The organism is Candidatus Ulvibacter alkanivorans (assembly GCF_003333325.1).
GTDB classification, from domain to species: domain Bacteria; phylum Bacteroidota; class Bacteroidia; order Flavobacteriales; family Flavobacteriaceae; genus Ulvibacter_A; species Ulvibacter_A alkanivorans.
The window spans coordinates 1-21773 of sequence record NZ_QOLC01000041.1 but is presented as its reverse complement, the minus strand read 5'-3'; the positions used below and the strand labels follow the sequence as shown (position 1 = coordinate 21773).

The following is a 21773-nucleotide window of genomic DNA, read 5'->3' as shown; positions in this document are numbered from 1 at the left end:
GATCATTAAAGAAAATGAAGGAATTATTTATAAGATCACTCGCGTGTATACCCAGAATGAAACCGACCAAAAGGATTTATATCAAGAGATCGTTTATCAGCTCTGGAAAGGCTTTGAGCAATTTCGAGGGGATGCCAAGGTAAGTACTTGGATGTATCGAATTGCTTTAAATACAGCACTGTTCTTTAACAAGCAGGCACAACGAAACGGTCACAACGTTGGGTTGGACACGCTACACTTAAAACAAGAGACAGCCGATGCGGTGATGGAAGAACGAATACAATTACTCTACACACATATAAAGGAGCTGCAAGCCATAGACAGGGGAATTATTTTGCTCTATCTAGAAGGAAAAAAACACGATGAGATCGCCACTATAACAGGCTTATCCACTTCGAACATAGGCACCCGAATTGGAAGAATTAAAAAGCGATTAAAAAAATCAATTAAAAAATAAGACCATGGATTTAGATGAAATGAAAACCGTTTGGAATGACATGAGTCAGAAACTTGAAAATCAACAACGTTTAACCGATAAACTTATAATAGAGATGACACAACAAAAATATAAAAACCGATTTAGCGCATTAACCGCCTATGAAACCTCTGGAGCCGTAATCTGCTTTGCAATAGCCATTGTGCTCCTATTCTCGCTCAATAAGATGAACGAGCCGTATCTGCTTGTTTGTAGCTTATTTTGTATCGCATTTCTTACCATTTTACCCATTTTAACCTTAGGTGCCATACGCAATATGAAACAACTGGATCTTACACTCGATAATTATAAGAATACACTTATTGCGTTTACACGAAAAAAGAAACGAATGCTTCTTATTCAGCAGGTAGGAATGGCGCTCGGATTTCTATTCTTTGTCTGTATTATTCCGGTGAGCAATCATCTCTTCGGAAATGACCCGTTGTTCCAAAAAGAAATGGATGTTTCCTTCTTCATCGCCATCGGACTCGGGATAGCTTTTATGATAATTGTTAGTCGTTGGGGATACCGAAGTTATAAACGCGTTACCGCCTCTGCAGAACGCGTAATTAAAGAGTTAGAAGCCTAAGGTTCAGAAAAAGAACCGATCCATTGAAATTTTTATGAGTATCTTGTGACCTATAGTTAAATACCATATAAAATGAATAAAGCAATTGTACTGCCTATTTTTCGTATCACCGGTGTTCTAATTATGCTGCTTGCATTTGTAATCGTTCCGGATACCTATCCGTGGTATGTAGAAATACTGGTCTTTGATATAGGATTAGCACTATGGTTGCTCACAAAATGGGACCGATTTAGAAATTTCGTATTAACCGACGCTAGCGAAACTTCTTAAGTATTACTTCGGAAAGATCTTCCTTAAAAGTGTATTTATTTTACCGGTTTATGGACTAACTATTATTTGCACGATCGATCTCTAAAATTGTAACAGTACATCGAGTTCCATAGCATCTGAAATTGCCTCATTCTTCAATTTGTTATTGTAGGTTATACCCCATAGGGTTCTGTCTAATTTCAATTGAGCCGAAAGCTGTTTTTTTGGTCCGTCGGCATATGCTCTAAAGATTATAGGTCTGGTAATGCCCTTTAATGTGAGGTCGGCCTGCATCTCATGCCTATTTTCACTCTTACTATAATTTACTTTGGTGATAACCAATGTAGCTTCCGGGAATTTTTCCACATCAAAGAAATCTTCATTCTTTAAGTGTGTAACAGGACCTCTTCCCAATAAGTGATCTTCGTTGCTCAAGGTGGTCATATCGACAACAAAGGTGCCACCGGTAATTGTACCATTATTAGTAGTGAGTTCTCCTTCTTTAAAATGTAATGTACCTGTATGAGAACTAAACGAAAAACTATAAGACCCTTTCCACTGTATTGAACTGGCAAAAGGATCTAAGGTATACGTTGTTTGAGATTGGGCCGTAGCCGATAGTCCGACGACTAACATAAGAATATAAAATACTGTTCGCATAATGATTTGATTTTGGTGTAAAACTAGGAGGGAGGCGTGTAGAAAATGTCAAAAGAGTGTAAAAGAAATGTCAACCGTTGTAAAATTTCATGAAAATGTAGGTTATTTGCAGTGCTATGTTTCAAAAACCAATAAGCTATTTACTTCTTATACTCGTATTGCTTTGTAGCAGTATGTCATGCACTCAAAACGAACGTGAGGATACGTCATTTTCTAAACGAGCTAAAATTGCCATGCGTGCGATAGGAAATGATTTGTTGGTCTCGGTAGCGGATACAACTTCGTTGGTGTTGCCGGTTCGGGAAACACCGTCTCAGGAATATGTGCTGTCGTTCGAAGAAGCTCTATCCATTCTTCCGGATGATCTGTTACAGGCCACTGCTACTCATTTCAAGAACGCATCCTTACCTGAAGGATATCGCGTAGAAGTATTGCGTTGTATCGATGGAGAAACGGCCTACAGTTATGAAATGACCGGTAATACCGCCACCACGCTAATTCCGTGTCGAGGACGCGCCTTGCCGAAAGATTGTTATATTATTGTAGTTACGTTTACTGAATCTGCCATTACAGCCTCCAATGACGAACGCTGGTTCTACCTCTTGGTCGGACTGGTGCTTGCGTTTTTAGGCATGGTGTTCTATAGCCGTTATAGTGCGTATCGGCGACAGTTGCGAGAAGAAAATGTGACCACGCTGGGAAGTTTTCGGTTTTACCCCGAACAGCATAAAATTGTTAAAGAAGCCGTAGAGATCCCTTTATCGAACAAAGAATGCGAATTATTGGAGCTATTGGTCTCACGTCCTAACGAAGTCATAAAACGAGAAGAACTCACCAAAAAAGTATGGGAAGACAATGGCGTAATTGTAGGCAGGAGTCTGGACACCTATATTTCCAAACTTCGGAAAAAATTAAAAGAAGATGAAAGGGTACAGATCACCAATATACATGGAGTAGGGTACAAGCTGGAGATTGATCAATGATCCGGTTCACAACTTGACGGTAACAGCTTGATGGCGTTCAAGGTAGTCCAAATATCGTGTTCCGGGGTTTGTGGCGACATTCTAAACAACACCAACGAACGATCGGTGTCGGCACAAAAGTGTTGAGAACCCTGTAGTTGTACCGTTATCAGTTTGCCCGTATGAAATCCATCAAAAAAGCGTAAGGTTCCCATAAAGGTCATTTCTGTATTTTCTTCGGAAATAGTTTCCAATTGAATTGATGGTTCCGGAAAATCGGTGGCCCAATGATTAGGTTTCATAAGTCCATCAAAATAATCTTTCATATTCGTTGCTATAGCTGAAACCGTCAGGAGTTTTTGTTGCGTTACGTTCCAAACAATGACCATAGACCAAAAATTTGGATGCGCTTCTTGATCCCAACCGGGAGCGAAACGCAGTTCTTCATAGCCTGAAAGTGCTACTTTTGGTGCCCAGTCAATGGGAAAGGCTATAATTTCACGACCCCAAGAATCGTCTATTTTCACTAATGTAGGAGGTGCCTCTTGCCCTAAAAGGCGAACTGAGTTACTTATAAGGAGTAGTAGGAATACAATTCTATTTCGCATGTGTAGTTATTTTAATCTACTACGAACGTAGCCGATATTTTATTACGGACTGTCAAACTGCTGTAAAAAAAGTGTGAAAGATGTTATGGGAGTAGTTGGAAGTGTGGTATAATGCGCTGTCGAGATACTTTAATATCTCATATCGCTTTGAAATTTGATCGGCACTAATAATAAAATTCTAAATTTATATGCTGTAATTAACAGTAAATAAAGAAAATACATGAAAAACAGTAGTCTACAAGCATTATTTCTTTTTTTAGCGATTTCCTCATTTGGTCAACAATCTGTACATAAAGAGGTTATGGAGTTGTTTAAAACTAAACTAGAAAAAGAAACAATAAGAAGCGCTTTTCTGCACGTGTATTCTAAATCTAAAGGCATAAATATTCATTTAGTCGAGAGTGCATCTAATTCCGAAGATACCATTACTACAGAAAGTCCCTTTTATACGGCGAGTATTACTAAAATGTTTACAGCTGCTTCTATTGGAATATTAAAGGATCATAAAAAGTTGAACTTTGAAGATAGAATAGCTCAATATTTACCGGAGAGCCTTATAGATCACCTTCACCTTTTAAAGGGTAAAGAGTATTCAAGAGAAATAACTATAGCTCAATTATTACAGCATAATTCCGGTTTACCGGACTATTTTACCGATGTAACAATTGATGGAAGTCCTGCTATTATAGATCAATTACTAATTGACACGAATAAGGCTTGGACGGCTCGAGAAATAATACAATTCACGAAGGTGAAGATGAAACCTCTTTTTCCTCCTGGTAAGGGTTATCATTATTCCGATACAGCATATGTGCTATTAGCATTGATAATAGAAGAAGTAAGCGGTAAATCGTTAGATAGGTTCTTTCAGCAATATATTTTTCAACCTTTAAGTATGGATGGATCATACATTAATTTAAAATCATCGCCTCTAAATAATGAACTGTCTATAGCCAAGTTTTATGTTGGTGAATTTGAGCTATCATCAATCAAGAGTTTAAGCGCCGATTGGGGAGGCGGAGGTCTGGTAGCAACAACCCAAGACCTAATTGCGTTTTTTGAAGCTTACAATAATGACCAAATTGTTAAACAGAAAACGCGTTTGGCAATGCAAGATTGGGTTAATGAAACTGTGGGAATGGAATATGGATTTGGAATACGAAAAGTGTCATTTAAGGACCTATTGAATATTGAAACAGACTTACAAATTATTGGACACACAGGTAGTACAGCTTCTTTCTTATGGTACTGTCCTCAATTAGACACTTATATTACAGGTACTTTAAACCAATTAGAAGCTTCCAAAAACACATTAAAGTTGGTGTATGATATTCTAAAAATTATAGAAAATAAGTTGTAGTAGCTTACTAGCTCGTTTTTATTTAAATAACACAACTGTCGACATGTTGCCATAAAATCAGTACCGTTCAAGTACTGAAGCACTAGTACTGATTTTATATCAAATAGCACAGCGTAATTAGTAAAACATTCGATGGTATTAACCACAAATTGCTTTTTACATAATTACGTAACGATATAATCCACTGACGCGGAATTTATATCTGTAATTATGTAAAATGCTGCGCATACAGCAATTTGCTATCTAATGTACTATAATTTATATTATGTCAAATAGAAAATATAGGAAAGTAGATAATGTAATGCTTTCTATCTCCTAAAACCAATACACTACTCTTTAGATCGTACTACTCGACCGTCGTACTGAATCGATTCGCGCTGCGTACTTACCACGTAAACACTACAAGTTAAATTGTCGTAAAACATAATACGTACATCATACAATTCGCCTTGCTCACGAATATCGAACTCTATCACCTGTGTGCCTTTCTTTACGTTCTCCTTGATCTCAAGCTCCTTAGGTACTCCTTTAAATTGTACGCCGCCGTCTCTTGTATAAATAGTACCCGCATGTCGTTCGCCAAAATACGGTAAAGCTGCTGTAACCGTTCCGTCTTTAAATGTAAGATGATTTGGTGTTCCTATTAAGTTTATCTGGGAGCCGCCTACAGGATACGCCCATTCCATTTCCATAACAAGCGTTCCTTCCGTTACCGAACTAATAATCCGTGCTAATTCTTCACTATTAGTAGTACGATCAGCACTCGTTGTTGAACCTGCGGCGCATCCTACTAATAACAGTACCAATATATAACTGTAAAATTTCATTCTATTACTATGCTAAGTTTCCGAACATCAAAACACAAGAACCATACCACGGCAAGGCCTGCAAATACAACAATACTAACTCAAAATTACTGTAGTCCCCTTGTGTGAGAAAGCTTCAATTAAACTAATTGTTTAGTTGATGACTGCCCTTTGTTGTCGTTTTGGCTCTATTTAAAAATTTCGCTTTTCAATTCGCGCTATTCTTCTTCTTCCGATAAAGAAAAATCGGCCACGTTCATACGTGCTTTGCGCTCCTCGTCGGTTAACTTTAGTTTGCCATTACCTGTTACAGCAAAATCCTCATTCTTAATGGCCTTTCCAAAATTCGACGATCTGCGATAGCTGTCTTGAAAATCGGCATGCTTCTTTTTTCTCGTTTCTTTCGTTTTCATATGTCTTTATTGTTTGTTGCTGTTAAAGTTTCCATTAAAGGCAAATTCATCTTGCGTTTTGCGTTCTCGTTCTTTCTTGGTTTCTTCCTTCCGAAGATCTTCGGGTAGGTCACTTACATCTCCTCCATAATATCCAAACGCTACTGCTGTCGCAACATGATAATCGTCTGTAAACCTAAATTCTTGATGCGCCTTTTTGTGTTGCACCCCGGCCATTTGATGCACGGCTAACCCCATGTGCTGTGCCTGTGAACACACATTACCCATAAATAGCCCTAAATCATGCAGGGCGTGAAAATTTTCTTTATCAGAGTCGTTCATTGTTTTTTTAAAGGCATTTATCCATAAAACCTGTGCATTTCCGGCCCATCCGCGATTAAAATCATCCAGACAGTTAAAAATACGATCGTACATCTGCGTGCCTTTGATGCCCCAAATTATACGCCACGGTTGCATGTTACTGCTACTTGGTGCCCATCGCCCTGCTTCTAATAAGGTCTTTACCTGGGTTTCGCTAATAGGCGTAGAAGCAAACGTTCGTGGGCTCCAGCGATTTTCTACCAGATTATTAATATCAAATTGTGTGGGGGTATTTTTCTCGATCATCTTTTTATTTTAAATATAAGGTCTCTAACTAGGAAGACCATATGCATTTACGAACTTTTAACGAACCCTCAACAAACATTTAGGTTTTTTGGAGCGATTGATCACATTTTTAAGCGCTCTTTAAAATCGTTTATAATTCCACCTTTTAAAAGAATACGAATTTGTCGGTCGCTCATACTGTGAGTTGTTGGGATCTCTATCACACCCGAAGACTTTTTCACGAGTACCGATATTTTATCACCTTCGGAAACAGCTTTCCTAAGATCCTTAAACCCAATCATATCGCCTTGTTCGATCTTTTCATAATCGGCAGGATCTTCAAACTCCAACGGAAGGATTCCGAAGTTCACCAAATTCTGCCATGCGATTCGCGCATATCCTTTGGCGATTACGGCCACCTGTCCTAAGTATTTAGGAGCTAAGGCCGCATGTTCCCTACTACTTCCCTGTGCGTAATTCTCACCGGCTACGACTATATGACCCCCATGTGCATCTTTCTCCTTCATGGCGCGATCGTAAAAAGTTGGATCAATAACGATATAACTATACTTGCTTATTTCTGGTAAATTACTTCGGAAAGGCAACACCTCTGCTCCTGCTTTTAAGATCTCATCGGTCGAAATATTATCTCCCATCTTCAGTAAGACCGGAACCTCGTATGTGTTTTGAAGCTCGTTAATATGTGGAATCGAAGTGATATTGGGTCCTTTAATAAGTTCTATTTCTTCGGAAGACGACGGCGGTGCATCCAACAAATCGGTATTAATTATTTGAAGTTCGGGTGCCTCATACTTCGGGTACTTCATATCGAAACGGTCTTCAAGATCTCTCGGATCGGTAATGGTTCCTGTTAAGGCGGAAGCAGCCGCAGTTTCGGGACTGCACAAATACACTTGATCGTCCTTTGTTCCCGATCGGTCCGGGAAATTACGTGGCATCGTTCGTAAGCTAATGGTTCCACTGGCAGGGGCCTGCCCCATTCCTATACAGCCCATACATCCGCTTTGGTGAAAGCGCGCTCCTGCCGTAATCAAATTGGCAAAGGCTTTGTTGTCGATCATGTTCTGTATGATCTGCCTACTGGTTGGGTTAATATCGAAGGACACATCACTGTGCACCGATCTTCCTTTTACAATGGCACCGGCAATCCAAAAATCACGTAAGCCTGGATTTGCAGAAGATCCTATTACCACCTGACTAATTTTCCTTCCTGCTACTTCAGAAACAAGAACTACATTTCCGGGACTGGTCGGCAAAGCAATTAATGGCACTAGCTCGTCTAACACGATCTCTTCATGTAGATCGTATTCACAATCGGAGTCGGCTACAATTTCGGTCCAATCCCCTTCCCTATCCTGTGATTTTAAAAATCGTTTGGTTTCTTCATCGCTGGGGAATACAGTGGTGGTTGCGCCTAGTTCGGCTCCCATATTGGCGATCACATGGCGATCCATAGCACTAAGATGCTGTAAACCGTCGCCGTAATATTCTATGATCTTCCCTACACCTCCTTTTACATCGTGCCGTCGCAACATTTCTAAAATGACGTCTTTAGCACTTACCCAATCGGGTAATTTGCCGGTTAGTTTAACGCCCATTACTTGCGGCATCTTTACAAAATAGGGTTGCCCGGCAATCGCGGCAGCCACATCCAAACCTCCGGTTCCAATGGCTAACATGCCTAACGACCCGGCTGCACATGAATGACTGTCACTTCCTACCAAGGTCTTACCCGGCTTTCCGAAGCGCTCCATATGAACTGGATGGCTTACACCGTTACCCGGCCTGCTAAACCACAGTCCAAATTTTTGAGCGGCACTATGTAAAAACAAGTGGTCGTCTGCGTTCTTGTAATCGGTCTGCAACAAGTTGTGATCTACGTATTGCACAGCTACCTCGGTCTGCGCTTTTGTAAGTCCCATAGCTTCAAGTTCAAGTTGCACAAGTGTTCCTGTAGCATCTTGTAACAAGGCTTGGTCGATCTTCAAACCGATCTCTTTTCCGGGAGACATTTCCCCTTTTATAAGATGTTCTTTAATGAGTTTTTGTGTTACGTTCAACGCCATAATTCAAAGTTTTGTTATAAGTTATCTAATCTGTGTTATTTGAAGCTTTTCTTTAACAATAAATTATATTTTTTAACGCAATAATTCGGTATCCTTTAATAGTTACGTTTCTAAAAAATGCCGAAGTTTGTACTTCATTTTCTACTATGACCATTTGGATTATTTTTATTGCCGTTATCATGCTCTTCCTCGCACTCGACCTGGGTGTATTTAATAGAAAAGCACACATTATAAAAACCAAAGAAGCCTCTATATGGACGACCATATGGATTACCGTCGCCTTGAGTTTTTCGGGTGTGATCTATTGGCTTTTTAATAACGGACTCATAGAAAACCCCACCAACCTTAGTCCGAACAACGCCGTTCTAAAATATATAACAGGATACCTTATTGAACTTTCATTAAGCATCGATAATGTCTTTGTTATCGCAGTCATTTTCTCTTCTTTTGGGATCCCCGCCAAGTACCAACATCGAGTCTTATTTTGGGGAATTCTAGGAGCTATAGTCTTTAGAGCGTTGATGATCGTGTTTGGAGTGACGCTTATTAACAAATTCGATTGGATCATCTATGTCTTTGGTGCATTTTTACTGTACACCGCTTATAAGATGGCTAGATCTTCCGATACAGAATTCGATCCTAAGAACTCGAAGATCTACCGTTTTCTTCGGAAACTGTTTCCGGTCACACAGCATATGGATGGAGAAAAGTTCTTTATTCGAAAAATGGGTGTGCGTGCGGCTACGCCTCTATTCCTGGCGTTAGTGATTATCGAATTAACCGATGTGTTATTTGCCTTAGATAGCATTCCGGCTATTTTAGCCATTACGGCAGATCCGTTTATCGTGTTTAGTTCTAATATTTTAGCGATTTTAGGATTGCGATCAATGTACTTTTTAATTTCACGGATGCTTGAAAAATTTCGATATATTAACTATAGCTTGGTGGTTATCTTAGGATTTGTAGGCGTAAAAATGATCTTAGTACACCATGTAGAGATTCCGGAGTGGTTATCACTTTCGGTAATTGCGGTTTCACTAATAGGCGGAATTGTAGCATCGCTACTCATTCCTCCTTCCGAAGAAAGCCCGCAACCTATAGAATAATTCACAAAATCGTATTAAAATTTTGTTCCTCCCTCCTACCTATTGTATCTTTAGTTAACTTTAAAAACTGAGCACTATGAATATCAATTTTGAGTATAAAGATGTTTCAGCAAGCGCACGCCTTGAGCAACTTGCTACAGAGAAATTAGAGAAGTTGGAAGATAAATACGACTTTATCGTAATGGCCGATGTATATTTTAAAAAAGAAAATACCAGTAGCGACAATACCGGTCGCATTTGCGAAATACGTATAAACGTTCCCGGCACCACCTTGTTTTCTGAATCGAACAATGAGAAGTTTGAAATTTCTCTGGCAAAGGCAGTGTCTGAAGTACAACGACAACTACAAAAGAAAAAGGAAAAAATGAAAACGCACATGTAATTTGTGTCCATCAAAATAAATAATTGACCAAAATGAACATTATGGGAGTACTCGCAAGAGACGACAGAGAATTTACATTAATCTACAGTAGCAATACCCGAGTGGGAAAGCACACCTTAAGTTATATACAAGGAATTCGTGACAAGGTAAATGCCATTGATATCGCGCAAACTAAAGTCCCAGATACCGTTTGGGCCGAATTGGCTGAAACCATGGGCATGTCTGTGGGCGATCTCGTAGATAAACGTGTGGTAAAAGCAGACGACACTTCAGAATTCGACACCAACGATTGGCTTAAAATTATTCAAAATAACAACGAAGTATTAACCCAACCCATTGCAATTAATGGTAAAAAGACACAACAAATCGTGAATCCAACCGATGTGTTGAAGTTCTTTAATGTCGATTCGGCAGGGCTGGAAAAGACCATGCATACCGAAAAACCAACGATCAAACCAACTTCCAATGGGAAGAACGATTAATCCCTAATCTTACACTAATTCATAAAAAAACCCGATTGCATTGCGCAATCGGGTTTTTATTTTATTAAGTATTGTTATTCATCAACCGTGGCTAATGGCTGTAACTTTTGCTTGAGTTCTACATAGAGTTGAAATTGCGGATCGGTAAGAATATCTCGCATTTCGGCGGTTTCATTTTTACGCATTCCGTACAACATATCAAGCTTCTCTTTTCCTGTATAGTTTTGTTCGATTTGGTCGTATCGAATTAAGAATTCTTCGATTTTCTTCTGAAATAAAATTTCTTGTTTAGAGCGTAATGCTAATTCTGCACTGTATTGCTCGGTCAATTTATCTGCTTGTGCTTCAAAAGTATCGCTGTCTTTCTGCCACCAGGGATCTTGCGAAAAGGCTGCTGTTGCAATGAACAGCATTAGTATTGTGAGTATCTTTTTCATTGTTATATTTTTTAATGTCTGTTAATAATATACAATCGAAAAACGGTAAACCAAATTTTTTAATACTCTTTAACGCCAGTGTTAACAAGGCTTTATAACTCTTATGGTGTAAATTGGTAATAGCCACATTTTAAATAAGCACCTTCCGGAAAGCTAATAGGATGGTCGATATCATGAAAGGTTTGTGCCACTTCTTTAAAAGATCTTGAAGTAGTTTTTAAGGCCTCTGTATTGATGGAAAAAAATTCGGAAGCAATCACTCTGGAGGAACAAGATGCCAGTACTAACATCCCACGCTTCGATGTTACTGCAGCTCCTAAACGCGCCAATTGTGCATATTTCTTTTTGGCCGTTGGAACCTCTTTTTGACTTTTCGCAAAAGAGGGTGGATCGATTATTACTAAGTCGAAGGTCGTGCCTTCTTTTTTAAGCTGTTCTAGTACTGTAAATGCATCTCCGGCTACTGTTTTATGTATTCCGGAAAATGAATTTAAAGCGGCATTTTCTTTCGCCACTTCCAAGGCTTGTTTGCTAATATCGACACTAGTAACCTCCTTGGCCCCGCCCATTAGCGCGTGAATTGAAAATCCGCCGGCATAACTAAATACGTCAAGTACGGTTTTTCCACCGGCTAGCTCGCCTATGCGCTTTCTGTTGTGACGATGATCTAGAAAATACCCTGTCTTATGTCCGTGGATCACATTGGCCTTGAATTGAATGCCATGCTCTAAGAAGACCACGTCTTCCGAAGCAAGGCTACCAAAGAGCAACTGTCCATCTACGAGCGAATGCTCTTTAAGTTCGCTTAATCGCCTACTTAATCGAAGCACCACCGTTTCGACCGCTGTAATTTCTACCAAGGATTGAATGAGCGATTCGAGGAAAGGAAACCATATGGCCGAATATAACTTAACTACCAGCACCTTGGCATAGACATCGGCTATAAAGCCAGGAAAACCATCATTCTCCCCAAATAGCAGGCGGTAACTGTTGGTATTCGTTGAAAGGAGCTCGAATCGCAACGCATACGCTTTTGCAATTCGTTCGTTAAAGAAATTAGTATCGATGGAGGCACTTCCTTCATGATGCAACATTTTTATACGGATGGGCGAATGCGGATCGAACAATCCAACACCAATTACTTCGTTGTTTCGCTGACCAAAAATAATGGCGATATCTCCTGCATTGCCTTGCTTGTTGATCTTTTTAATACTTTCGGAAAAAAGCCACGGGTGACCTGAACGAACGCTGCGTTCCCCCACTGCACTTAATTTAACCGCTAGTGTTTGCGGACTATACGTAGGCAATCCAATCATTTTATCTTTTTCTGAATGATCTCCAGCGCGTCGTTTACGGTATGTAAATTTTCAACATCCTCGTTCGCTAATTCAATATCGAAAGCATCTTCAACGTCTAAAACGATGTCGACCAAATGCACCGAGTTTATATTAAGGTCCTTAGTAAGGTTGCTATCCGGTTCGATAGCAGAGATGTCAACATCTTCTGGCAGATAGGTTTTTACAATAGGTACCAATTTGGCGTAGATACGTTCGGTCGTCATTTATATTTTTTTTCTAAAGATAACACAGGCATTTACATCTCCAAAGCCAAAACTTGCTTTTACTATTGTTTTTATGGGTTGATATAAGGCTTTCTTCGGAATGCATGCTGCAGGGATCATTGTCAATATTTCCGGATGAATAGGCGCGACATTTAGGTTCGGGAAAATAAATCCGTGATGTAATTGTAATACAGCTGCCACCGATTCAATACTGCCACTGGCCGCCAGACAATGTCCTACCATGGATTTAAGCGAATTAATAAACGGGAAATCACTTCCCTTACGTTCTAAGGCTGCACACCAATTAGCTATTTCTACAGGATCTTTGGTCGTGGCTGTAAGATGTCCGTTTATAGCATCGATCTCACTACTCGAAATTCCCGCATTTTTCAAAGCGTTCTTAACACAAGCTTGTACTGCTTCGTTATTTGGAGCGGTCATACTACCTTGGCCTCGTTGACCACCACTATTAATAGCACCACCCAATACCTCTGCATAAATAGTGGCATTGCGTTCTAAGGCGCTTTCAAGGGACTCTAGTACCAGTGCCCCTGCCCCACTCCCGGGAACAAATCCGCTAGCATGTTCACTCATGGGTCGTGATGCTTCCGTAGGTGATTCGTTATGTTTATAGGTGGTAACCTTTAATGCATCAAAGCCGGCCCAGATATAAGGGCCGCTATCGCTTGTACTTCCACAGAGCATCATCTTGGCGTTGCCGGCAGCGATGTGTTCATATCCAAGGATTATAGCTTCCGTACCAGTGGCACAAGCCGAAGAATTCGTAATAACGCGATTTGCTGCACCAGTCATTCCAGTTAAATACGAAGTTACGCCACTTACCATGATTTGCATAACCGTAGTACTCCCTAAGCGCCTTACGTTGCCATCATCCACTTTATAAATAGATTCTCGAAATTTGTCGACACTGCTGGTTCCTGTACCAAAGATAATCCCAAGATCCCAATTGGGAGCGTCTCCCTCGGTATTGATTTTGGCATCTCGCAGCGCATCCATTCCGGCAATTACCCCGAATAATATACCGTTGCTATTAAAGTTGCGAAGTTGTAATGGTGTAAAATATTCGTTTTTCTTTTCTTCGGAAACATGCGGTTGCCCACCAATCGTGCAGGAAAAGTTGAGTGTTTTTAACTCCGCTATGGTCTCAATACCTGAAGTACCACTTTTAATGGCTTCGGTAAACGATTGCAAACCAACGCCATTCGGTGAAACCACTCCCATTCCGGTAATTACAACGCGTTTCTTATTCATTTGCTTTCGGAATTAACATGCCGGTTATAATGCCTTTGCACACCGTTGTACCTTGTTGGTTGAGCATACGCACCTTACATTTCAGTTTATTAAATCGGAAATACACTTTTTCAGAAATTACAGTGACGGTTTCTTCAGGAAGAACCGGGTGTAAGAATTCTATGTCGGTAGTGGTAAGTGCTACCTGTAGCTGTGCGATATTCGTTACATTTTCTTCTGAACGTAAATAGATTCCGAAGCAAACCAAACCGATCTGTGCCATACATTCGGTGAGCAATACACCGGGTGTTACGGGGTTTCCTTTAAAATGGCCTTCATAAAAAAACAAATCTTTCCGAAACGTATATTTGCCTTCTATTCCCTGTTCAGAAACTGCCACAATTGAATCCACGAACAAAAAAGGGTTGTCGTAGGGTAGTTTTTCGAGTATTTCGGCAGTTGTCATTTTCATAAGCTTATCGAATGCTTTCTCCTCCGTCGGCTTTTATAACGCTGCCGTTAATCCAGTTAGCTTCTTCTTTGCAAAGCAAATACACTACTTTCGCGACATCTTGGGGAGTGGTTAATCGCTCCATCGGATTTCTTTCTTTTGCCAGTTGTGTTAAGCGATCACTTCCCGGTATACGTTTAAAAGAGGGTGTTAAAGTGGTCCCCGCTTGAATACAATTTGTAGTGATCCCTAAAGTCGCCATTTCAACAGCCATGTTTCGCATGAGGGCTTCCAGGGTTGCTTTTGCTGCAGAGACCGCACCGTAGCCGGGCCATACTTTGGTGTTTCCTTCACTTGTAAATGCAATATTTCTTGCACCATTTATAAATTTATTCGATCGAATGAGGTCCTGAGACCATTCGTACCAACTTGTAGCCATACCATGCAATGTAACTGCTAGGTCCTCTCGTGTTAGCAAAGCGTCATCATCTTCGGCTACCATAGGTTTTAAACTTCCTTTGGCAATACTGTGCAACAACAACTTTACCTTTTGTTCGGGAATTGAATTGAGCACTAAGTGTCGTGTTGCCGAAGCAAGCGCATCTTTGTTAAAAGTACGTACATCCACTCCTTGAGCTGTCATCTCATCTATCGCTTTGTTAAATTCGGGTAATGCATTACGACGATCGCGATGAACGATGCAAATATTCATGCCATGTGACGCTAATAGCTGCGCCGAAGCCAATCCGAGACCACTGCTACCGCCAAGAATCACTGCCCAATTATTTTTGAATGAATGTTCCATTTTTAAAAAGAAATTAATACTCGCTGTGCAGAAAATCCGGGACCAAAACTTAGCATAAGTCCTAATTCACCGGCCTTTGGCTTTCGGTCCATGAATCGTTCTAATACGTATAATACGGTTACACTACTCATATTCCCGTATAATTTAAGAACTTCTTTGGTATCATCAATATTCTTACCCAGACTACCGAACAAATCTTCAACAGTTTCAACGATCTTCCTTCCACCAGGATGAAAAATAAGATGATCTATATCTTCTATGGTCTTTCCGTAATTTGATAAAAATGGATGGATAATTTCTGGGAAGTGAGAAGCGATCTTTTGTGGGACCTCTTTATCTAGGATCATTTGCAAACCGGAATTAACAAGTTTAAACCCCATCATATTTGTGGCATCGTAAAAATGATACATTGCTTCTCCCAGAATCTTTGGTCCATCGTCCTCCTCGTTCGAACTTAATAGCACACAAGCAGCACCATCGCCAAAGATAGCGGCACTCACCATATTTACCATGGAGTAATCATTTAGCTGAAAAGTGGCCGTTGGCGATTCCAGTGCAATTACTGCCGCACGTTTTCCCGGATTCGCCTTTAAGAAGTTTTTGGCGTAAATAATTCCGGAGACGCCTGCAGCGCAGCCCATTTCAGTAACCGGGAGTCGTATTACATCTTGACGCATCTTAAGGTCGTTAATAAGATAGGCATCTACCGAGGGTATCATGATCCCTGTACAGCTCACCGTAATTATAAAATCTATGTCAGTCGCCTCCCAGTTGGCTTTCTTCAGTGCTTTTTTAAGACTCTCTCGTCCCAACTCTTTTATTTCGCGAATGTAAATATCGTTGCGTTCTTCAAAACTGTTATAAAAGAACACTTCCGGAGCATCCATGATCGAGTAGCGTTTCTCCACACCGGCCCCTTCGAAGATCTTTAGTACCTTTCGTTTAAACCTGTCTTCTTTACCCGATAGCCATTGTTCTACAAATGGAAGTATCTCTTTAGTCTCTCGTGAATATTTTGGGAGCTGCTTTGCAACTGCTTTAATTGTTATGCTCATCAATTTTTTTTAGAATCCATTCATAGCGAAAAGCCCATCGCCAGTTCAGGCTTGTCTTTACATTTTCAAGTTGCTTCTCTAATCGTTTAATTTCCTTTTTTTTGAAACCGCTGGCTACGGAAACCAATCCGTCGTATTTGGCCGTTTTGGTCTTTAGAAAGATAGCACTAAATACTTTAAAAAGCTCGAAAGCGAACCTACTGCGATGTAAGTCGTTGATAACCACTCCTACTTTCGTTCGAAGTAGAATTCTTTGTAATAATGTAACGATCTCTTTATCGTCGAAATGATGAAGGAACAGGGTGCATAAGGCAATATCGCACTGTGGAATCTGATTTTTTTCTTCGGAAAAGACATTGCACTGCTGAAACGAAATAGTAGTATCATCCACAGACCGTTCTCTTGCAATTGAAAGTATATGGTCGTTCGCATCAAGACCGATGAGTTTTAATTTTCTTCCTGTTCTGTTTCCGAAGCGCGCGCATTCACGAAGCATTTCACCATCGCCACATCCTATATCGAGTATGGTAATTTCTTGGTCTACAGGAATGTCTTGTACCAACTTTTCGATGCCGTTCATTGTTATTGCTACTCCACCCAATAAGCTGTTCACTTTCCGAAGGTCGGTTAGTAAGCGTTGTAATTCATCGCCTTGAAGCATGAAATCATCCATGATCTCCGCCTGTTGTGAACGATATTTAGTGGCATAATAGATCATACTTCAATTGGGTTTCCATGTGTTTTTCGAATTATGGCAGGCACTATGGCCGGGAACAATTGTGCAATTTGAAATCCGAAGGCAGTAGCCGTTGGGTTCTGCAGAAGCCGTTGTATGCGTCTACCCGTCGCCAACCGATTGGCAAAGGTTTGTTGCCAAGCAGCCTTATATTTTTTTTCTAATGTTTGGCGATCTACCGTATGCTGTTTTATTGCTTCGGAAAGCAGATCGGATACAAGTTTAGCACTGTGAATGGCCATCGCCATACCGTTACCGCAAAGTGGATGGATAAGTCCGGCACTATCGCCCACCATAAAGATATGCTCTTTTATAGGCTGTTTTTTTTGAAAAGAGATCTGACTTATGGTTAAGGGCTTATCGAATAAAGGTACAGCCTGTTTAAAAAACTGATTTAGGTAGGGGTTTTCTGAAAGTACTTTCTCTTGAAAATCATCAATCGCCCCATATTTTTTAAATGAAGCATAGGTAGCAAGGTAACAAGCATTTACAGCATGGGTCTCTGTTTTAGAAAGACCACAATAACCGCCCTCAAAATTGTGTAGCGCAACCGTATCTTTCCGAAGATCGAATTCATAATGTGCTTTAACCGCCAACCATGGTGATTTGCGATCTATAAAATCACGATCTAGGGTCTTATCTAAATTCGAGCGTTTTCCGAAGGCACCAATAACATAGTGTGCTTTATATTCATTCGTTGAAGTGATAACCGTAAAATGATCGTCGCGAAAATTGATGTGTTGCACAGTATCAAAAACAAAGGAACACTGCTTCTTAGCGTGCGTATACAACAGCAGATCGAAGGCATATCGGCTAATTCCAAATCCGCCAAGCGGAAGTGCAGCTGTAAGTTCATTTCCTTTTTGATCGCTAATTAAAAAATTTGAAATTGGAAGGGCGCCATGTAGTAACGGATCAACTCCCAGATCTTTTAAATACGATAGCACTTCATTAGAAACATATTCGCCACATACCTTGTGATTGGGATATTCGTATTTTTCAATAAGCAATACTTCAATTCCTTGTTGGGAAAGGTGAATGGCGCTGGTAAGACCTGCGATTCCACCTCCTACAATGATCACTTCAAATGTTTTTTCTGCACTCACCTTTTAAAGTACGCTGAATTATTTCAGAAAAAAAAATCCCGAAACAAGATTGCTCCGGGATTCTTCTGAATTGTGAATATATAATAATTAGTTACCGGCTTCTGCTTCGGCATCCTGTATCATTTTTTCATTAGGAACGATAACCACATTTACACGACGGTTTTGTGCTCTACCTGCGGCCGTACTATTGTCGGCGACCGGGGTTTGCTCTCCGTACCAGTTAGTGGTAAATCGGCTTGAGCTTAATCCTTTAACATTTGTAAAGTAATTGGTTACCGATTGTGCACGTTGTTTTGAAAGGGTCATATTATACTCTTCAGAACCCGTACTGTCGGTATGCCCAACAACTAATACATTCGTGTCTGGGTATTCTCTCAATACATTTGTGAGCTTGTCTAGCGTAGCCTGAGATGCAGCGTTAATGTTGTACTTATTTGTGTCAAAATACACACCACTGTTCTCATCGAAGGTTACAACAATTCCGTCATCCACTCGCTCTACTTGAGCACCGGGAATTTCTTGCTCGATCTTCTGAGCTTGTTTGTCCATTTTGTTACCAATGATCACACCGGCTGTACCACCAACGACTCCACCAATAACGGCACCAAGTTCACCATTTCCGCCTTCACCTACATTGTTTCCAATGATGGCACCAAGAATGGCTCCACCGGCAGCACCGATTACAGCACCTTTTTGTTTATTATTTGCATTTCTCGTCGCCTCGCAACTACTAATACTTGCTATAAATACAAGCGCTAAGGCTGCGTAAGAAAATTGTTTCAAAAATGTTCTCATTATTTGTTTATTTTAGAAAAGTTCATATTTATTTGAAAGGGAGCTCCATCTAATGTAACAGTTTGTTCCCATCGCATAGAGGACTCGTTAAGTTGTGCCAACCTTAGCCTAAAGCCAACATTGTCATCCGATTTTCCTTTTTCATTGGTAGGTTTCAGTAAGAAATCGTACAAACCGGTAGTAGGATCGATCTCCTGAATTGTAAAGATAAAATTACGATCTCCGGTAGGACAATTTGCATCGTTTATGGTGTACACTCCAGTATTGTTATTCGGAATAAAACGCCATGTACTGCCTTCAAAACATTCTGCCGAAGTATCACTTAGCAGTGTAGCATTAAAGGTGCCGGACTCGCTGTAGCTTACCCTATCGAGATTCCAATATCCTTTTATAATCTTTCGTGATTCAGTAACCGTTTTTGGCACACCACACGCAAATACGGTGGCCGCCAAAACAGCTAATAACATTAATTTTTTCATAAGTGTTTCGTGTTTAGTGTTTAAGTTGATAGAAATTGATTGATGAATGGGTAATTCTATCTTCTGAATAATCTAGATAATAAAGACAGTACTAGTAGTACTAAGAATATCCAAAAGATGATCATTGCGATATCAGTAGCTCCTTCGGCAATACCTCCGAAACCAAAAATTGCTGCAATGATTGCGATTACTAGAAAAATAACGATCCAACGTACCATAATTTATTTGTTTTAATGATTAGTATATCACTAAGGTACGCAACAAAGAAGTTCGATAGAGAATGTTTATCTTAAGTTTAACAGCAATTGTTAAAGTATTAATAAGCAATAAGTTCGCTTAAAACAGCTTTTAATTTTCGCTTCGGAAGGTACTGTTCTTCAAGGTTCGCAGCGAATGGGATGGGTGTTTCCAAACTTGCCAGTCGGCGCACCGGCGCGTCCAACCATTCAAAACAATGCTCCGAAATTAATGCGCTTATATCGGATGCGATACCACCAAAAAGTGAATCTTCCTGCACTATTAAAACCTTGGATGTTTTTTTAACAGAATTGAAGATAGTTTCTGTATCTAATGGCGAAAGTGTCCGTAAATCGATAAGATCGGCAGCAACAGTTTTCATTTCCTCCAATACGTCTAGCGCCCAGTGTACTCCCGCTCCATATGTTATAATAGTAATAGCATCTCCTTCTCGTAATCGAGCGGCTTGGCCTAAAGGAAGGGTGTAGTAATCAGTAGGAACTTGCTGTCTAATGCTTCTGTACAAGGCCTTGTGCTCAAAGAACAACACCGGATTAGGATCTTCGATTGCCGTAGCTAACAAGCCCTTGGCGTCGTACGGGAAGGCCGGATATACCACTTTGAGTCCCGGAGTGTGCGTAAACCAGGCTTCATTGGTCTGACTGTGAAAAGGACCGGCTCCCACCCCTGCACCACAAGGCATTCTAATTACCACATCGGCATTCTGATTCCAACGGTACTGGCTTTTAGCCAAATAGTTAACAATAGGGTTAAAACCGGAAGTCACGAAATCACCAAATTGCATCTCCATCACACTTTTAAATCCGTTGATCGACAATCCCATCGCTGCCGACACTATGGCCGATTCACAAATGGGTGTGTTTCGAACTCTGTCTTTACCAAATTCATCTACAAAACCTTCTGTGATCTTAAAAACACCGCCGTATTCTGCGACGTCTTGTCCCATGATGACTAAATTCTCGTGTCGTTGCATCGATTGTTTCAATCCTTGGGAGATCGCGTCTACGAGACGAAGTTCTTCTGTAGTATCGTTTTCAATAACAGCTTTATATTCAAACTCCTTATATACATCATTTATTTCGGAACTTTCAGAAGCGATAATTACCGGTTCCTTAAACGCGAGCTCCAGATTTTCATCAATTTCTTTTTTAATGTCCTGTTTATAGGTATCTATTTTTTCTTCGGAAAGCAATCCTTGGTCTACTAGAAAATTCTCAAAATTGATCAGCGGGTCTTTTACCTCCCATTCATCCATTAGGTCTTGTGGTACATATTTAGTACCACTAGCCTCTTCATGCCCACGCATTCTAAAAGTTTTAAACTCAACTAACACAGGCCTCGGATTGGAACGCATGCTTTCTACAATAGTGGTTAATTGTTTATAAACGTCTAAGATGTTATTGCCTTCAATTATATGTGCGTCCATCCCATAGCCTTTACCGCGATCGGCCAAATGCTCACAATTGTATTGTTCGTCTGTAGGTGTTGAAAGTCCGTAACCATTATTCTCGATACAAAAAAGGACAGGTAATTTCCAAACCGAAGCGACATTCATTGCTTCGTGTATATCGCCTTCGCTGGTTCCGCCCTCGCCGGTGAATACGGCACATACTTGGTTGTTGTCTTTTAGTTTGTTTCCTAATGCGATTCCGTCTGCCACTCCAAATTGTGGGCCTAAGTGAGAGATCATCCCAACGATCTTATATTCTTGCGTACCAAAGTGGAAACTGCGATCACGACCTTTTGTAAAACCATTGGCTTTTCCTTGCCATTGGGAGAACAGTCTAAACAGTGATATTTCTCTAGTGGTAAAAACGCCTAAGTTTCGATGCATTGGTAGAATGTATTCATCAGCGTTTAAAACAGAGGCTACTCCTACCGAGATCGCTTCTTGGCCAATACCGCTAAACCATTTCGATATTTTCCCTTGCCGTAATAATATGAGCATTTTTTCCTCGATCAAACGAGGTTTAAGCATGCGTTGGTATAAGATTAATAAGGTAGATTCGGAAAGATCGCTTCGATCGTAATTAAAATGGACCTTGGTCGCAGTTTGGGATTTCATATAGATACGT

At 40.3% G+C, this 21773-nt stretch carries 27 protein-coding genes; 8 read left to right on the top strand and 19 right to left on the bottom strand.

What is annotated here, in order from left to right:
• From DWA30_RS02835 to DWA30_RS02825, 3 genes are all read left to right on the top strand, one after another.
• Positions 1-457: RNA polymerase sigma factor (locus DWA30_RS02835; protein WP_136073143.1), on the top strand; the 457-nt coding region annotated here is incomplete at its 5' end.
• Between the two features lie 4 nt (positions 458-461).
• A complete protein-coding gene (locus tag DWA30_RS02830) occupies positions 462-1064 on the top strand; it encodes a hypothetical protein (protein WP_136073142.1) in 603 nt (200 codons plus the stop codon).
• 72 nt (positions 1065-1136) lie between these two features.
• Complete coding sequence (locus DWA30_RS02825; protein WP_114491015.1) at positions 1137-1334, top strand: hypothetical protein; 198 nt, start codon at positions 1137-1139, stop codon at positions 1332-1334.
• A gap of 81 nt (positions 1335-1415) precedes the next feature.
• On the opposite strand, the gene DWA30_RS02820 is transcribed toward DWA30_RS02825, so the two are convergent.
• Entirely contained in the window at positions 1416-1973 is a 558-nt protein-coding gene (locus tag DWA30_RS02820) for a YceI family protein (RefSeq protein ID WP_114491014.1), read from the bottom strand.
• A gap of 116 nt (positions 1974-2089) precedes the next feature.
• On the opposite strand from DWA30_RS02820, the gene DWA30_RS02815 reads away from it, so the two are divergent.
• A complete protein-coding gene (locus tag DWA30_RS02815) occupies positions 2090-2956 on the top strand; it encodes a winged helix-turn-helix domain-containing protein (protein WP_114491013.1) in 867 nt (288 codons plus the stop codon).
• Here DWA30_RS02815 and DWA30_RS02810 read toward each other — a convergent pair.
• The gene (locus DWA30_RS02810; RefSeq protein WP_136073141.1) at positions 2950-3543 is read right to left on the bottom strand and encodes a hypothetical protein; all 594 of its coding nucleotides are present in this window, start codon (positions 3541-3543) and stop codon (positions 2950-2952) included. The two genes, DWA30_RS02815 and DWA30_RS02810, sit on opposite strands and share 7 nt — an antisense overlap.
• A 220-nt stretch (positions 3544-3763) precedes the next feature.
• On the opposite strand from DWA30_RS02810, the gene DWA30_RS02805 reads away from it, so the two are divergent.
• Entirely contained in the window at positions 3764-4903 is a 1140-nt protein-coding gene (locus DWA30_RS02805) for a serine hydrolase domain-containing protein (protein WP_114491011.1), read from the top strand.
• Between the two features lie 329 nt (positions 4904-5232).
• On the opposite strand, the gene DWA30_RS02800 is transcribed toward DWA30_RS02805, so the two are convergent.
• The 4 genes from DWA30_RS02800 to DWA30_RS02785 form a co-directional block, all read right to left on the bottom strand.
• The gene (locus DWA30_RS02800) at positions 5233-5730 is read right to left on the bottom strand and encodes a DUF4251 domain-containing protein (RefSeq protein WP_114491010.1); all 498 of its coding nucleotides are present in this window, start codon (positions 5728-5730) and stop codon (positions 5233-5235) included.
• 197 nt (positions 5731-5927) lie between these two features.
• Positions 5928-6122 carry a hypothetical protein gene (locus tag DWA30_RS02795; protein ID WP_114491009.1) on the bottom strand — a complete coding sequence of 65 codons (195 nt, stop codon included), beginning with the start codon at positions 6120-6122 and terminating at the stop codon, positions 5928-5930.
• A 6-nt stretch (positions 6123-6128) separates the two neighbouring features.
• Positions 6129-6728, bottom strand: coding sequence for a nitroreductase family protein (locus DWA30_RS02790; RefSeq protein ID WP_114491008.1), 600 nt, complete (start codon positions 6726-6728; stop codon positions 6129-6131).
• A gap of 101 nt (positions 6729-6829) precedes the next feature.
• Entirely contained in the window at positions 6830-8797 is a 1968-nt protein-coding gene (locus DWA30_RS02785) for an aconitate hydratase (protein WP_114491007.1), read from the bottom strand.
• Between the two features lie 143 nt (positions 8798-8940).
• On the opposite strand from DWA30_RS02785, the gene DWA30_RS02780 reads away from it, so the two are divergent.
• The 3 genes from DWA30_RS02780 to DWA30_RS02770 all read left to right on the top strand — a co-directional run bounded on the left by DWA30_RS02780 (position 8941) and on the right by DWA30_RS02770 (position 10764).
• Positions 8941-9900 carry a TerC family protein gene (locus tag DWA30_RS02780; protein ID WP_114491006.1) on the top strand — a complete coding sequence of 320 codons (960 nt, stop codon included), beginning with the start codon at positions 8941-8943 and terminating at the stop codon, positions 9898-9900.
• Between the two features lie 76 nt (positions 9901-9976).
• Positions 9977-10282, top strand: coding sequence for a ribosome hibernation-promoting factor, HPF/YfiA family (gene hpf / locus DWA30_RS02775; protein WP_114491005.1), 306 nt, complete (start codon positions 9977-9979; stop codon positions 10280-10282).
• Between the two features lie 41 nt (positions 10283-10323).
• On the top strand, positions 10324-10764 hold the full coding sequence (locus DWA30_RS02770; RefSeq protein WP_136073140.1) for an arsenate reductase family protein: 441 nt from the start codon (positions 10324-10326) through the stop codon (positions 10762-10764).
• A gap of 74 nt (positions 10765-10838) precedes the next feature.
• On the opposite strand, the gene DWA30_RS02765 is transcribed toward DWA30_RS02770, so the two are convergent.
• From DWA30_RS02765 to DWA30_RS02705, 13 genes are all read right to left on the bottom strand, one after another.
• Entirely contained in the window at positions 10839-11201 is a 363-nt protein-coding gene (locus tag DWA30_RS02765) for a hypothetical protein (protein ID WP_114491003.1), read from the bottom strand.
• 101 nt (positions 11202-11302) lie between these two features.
• Complete coding sequence (locus DWA30_RS02760; RefSeq protein ID WP_114491002.1) at positions 11303-12517, bottom strand: class I SAM-dependent rRNA methyltransferase; 1215 nt, start codon at positions 12515-12517, stop codon at positions 11303-11305.
• On the bottom strand, positions 12514-12762 hold the full coding sequence (locus DWA30_RS02755; RefSeq protein WP_114491001.1) for an acyl carrier protein: 249 nt from the start codon (positions 12760-12762) through the stop codon (positions 12514-12516). The genes DWA30_RS02760 and DWA30_RS02755 overlap by 4 nt, the downstream gene beginning before the upstream one ends.
• Positions 12763-14034, bottom strand: a complete 1272-nt coding sequence (locus DWA30_RS02750; protein WP_114491000.1) for a beta-ketoacyl-[acyl-carrier-protein] synthase family protein — start codon at positions 14032-14034, stop codon at positions 12763-12765. It abuts the gene before it with no gap.
• Positions 14027-14479: a 3-hydroxyacyl-ACP dehydratase FabZ family protein gene (locus tag DWA30_RS02745; RefSeq protein WP_114490999.1), complete on the bottom strand. Its 453-nt coding sequence runs from the start codon at positions 14477-14479 to the stop codon at positions 14027-14029. The genes DWA30_RS02750 and DWA30_RS02745 overlap by 8 nt, the downstream gene beginning before the upstream one ends.
• A 10-nt stretch (positions 14480-14489) precedes the next feature.
• Positions 14490-15269 (bottom strand): SDR family oxidoreductase, encoded by a 780-nt coding sequence (locus DWA30_RS02740; RefSeq protein WP_114490998.1) that lies wholly within the window; start codon positions 15267-15269, stop codon positions 14490-14492.
• Between the two features lie 2 nt (positions 15270-15271).
• Entirely contained in the window at positions 15272-16324 is a 1053-nt protein-coding gene (locus DWA30_RS02735; protein WP_114490997.1) for a type III polyketide synthase, read from the bottom strand.
• A complete protein-coding gene (locus DWA30_RS02730; RefSeq protein WP_114490996.1) occupies positions 16308-17042 on the bottom strand; it encodes a methyltransferase domain-containing protein in 735 nt (244 codons plus the stop codon). Before DWA30_RS02730 ends, DWA30_RS02735 begins: the two co-directional genes overlap by 17 nt.
• Complete coding sequence (locus DWA30_RS02725) at positions 17039-18166, bottom strand: NAD(P)/FAD-dependent oxidoreductase (RefSeq protein WP_114490995.1); 1128 nt, start codon at positions 18164-18166, stop codon at positions 17039-17041. Before DWA30_RS02725 ends, DWA30_RS02730 begins: the two co-directional genes overlap by 4 nt.
• An 87-nt stretch (positions 18167-18253) precedes the next feature.
• The gene (locus DWA30_RS02720; RefSeq protein WP_114490994.1) at positions 18254-18961 is read right to left on the bottom strand and encodes a YiaD family glycine zipper/OmpA-like lipoprotein; all 708 of its coding nucleotides are present in this window, start codon (positions 18959-18961) and stop codon (positions 18254-18256) included.
• Positions 18961-19440, bottom strand: coding sequence for a lipocalin family protein (locus tag DWA30_RS02715; protein ID WP_114490993.1), 480 nt, complete (start codon positions 19438-19440; stop codon positions 18961-18963). The genes DWA30_RS02720 and DWA30_RS02715 overlap by 1 nt, the downstream gene beginning before the upstream one ends.
• Positions 19441-19496: 56 nt before the next feature.
• Positions 19497-19658, bottom strand: a complete 162-nt coding sequence (locus DWA30_RS02710; RefSeq protein WP_114490992.1) for a DUF1328 domain-containing protein — start codon at positions 19656-19658, stop codon at positions 19497-19499.
• A 98-nt stretch (positions 19659-19756) separates the two neighbouring features.
• Positions 19757-21763 (bottom strand): alpha-ketoacid dehydrogenase subunit alpha/beta, encoded by a 2007-nt coding sequence (locus DWA30_RS02705; RefSeq protein WP_114491017.1) that lies wholly within the window; start codon positions 21761-21763, stop codon positions 19757-19759.
• Positions 21764-21773: the final 10 nt, after the last annotated feature.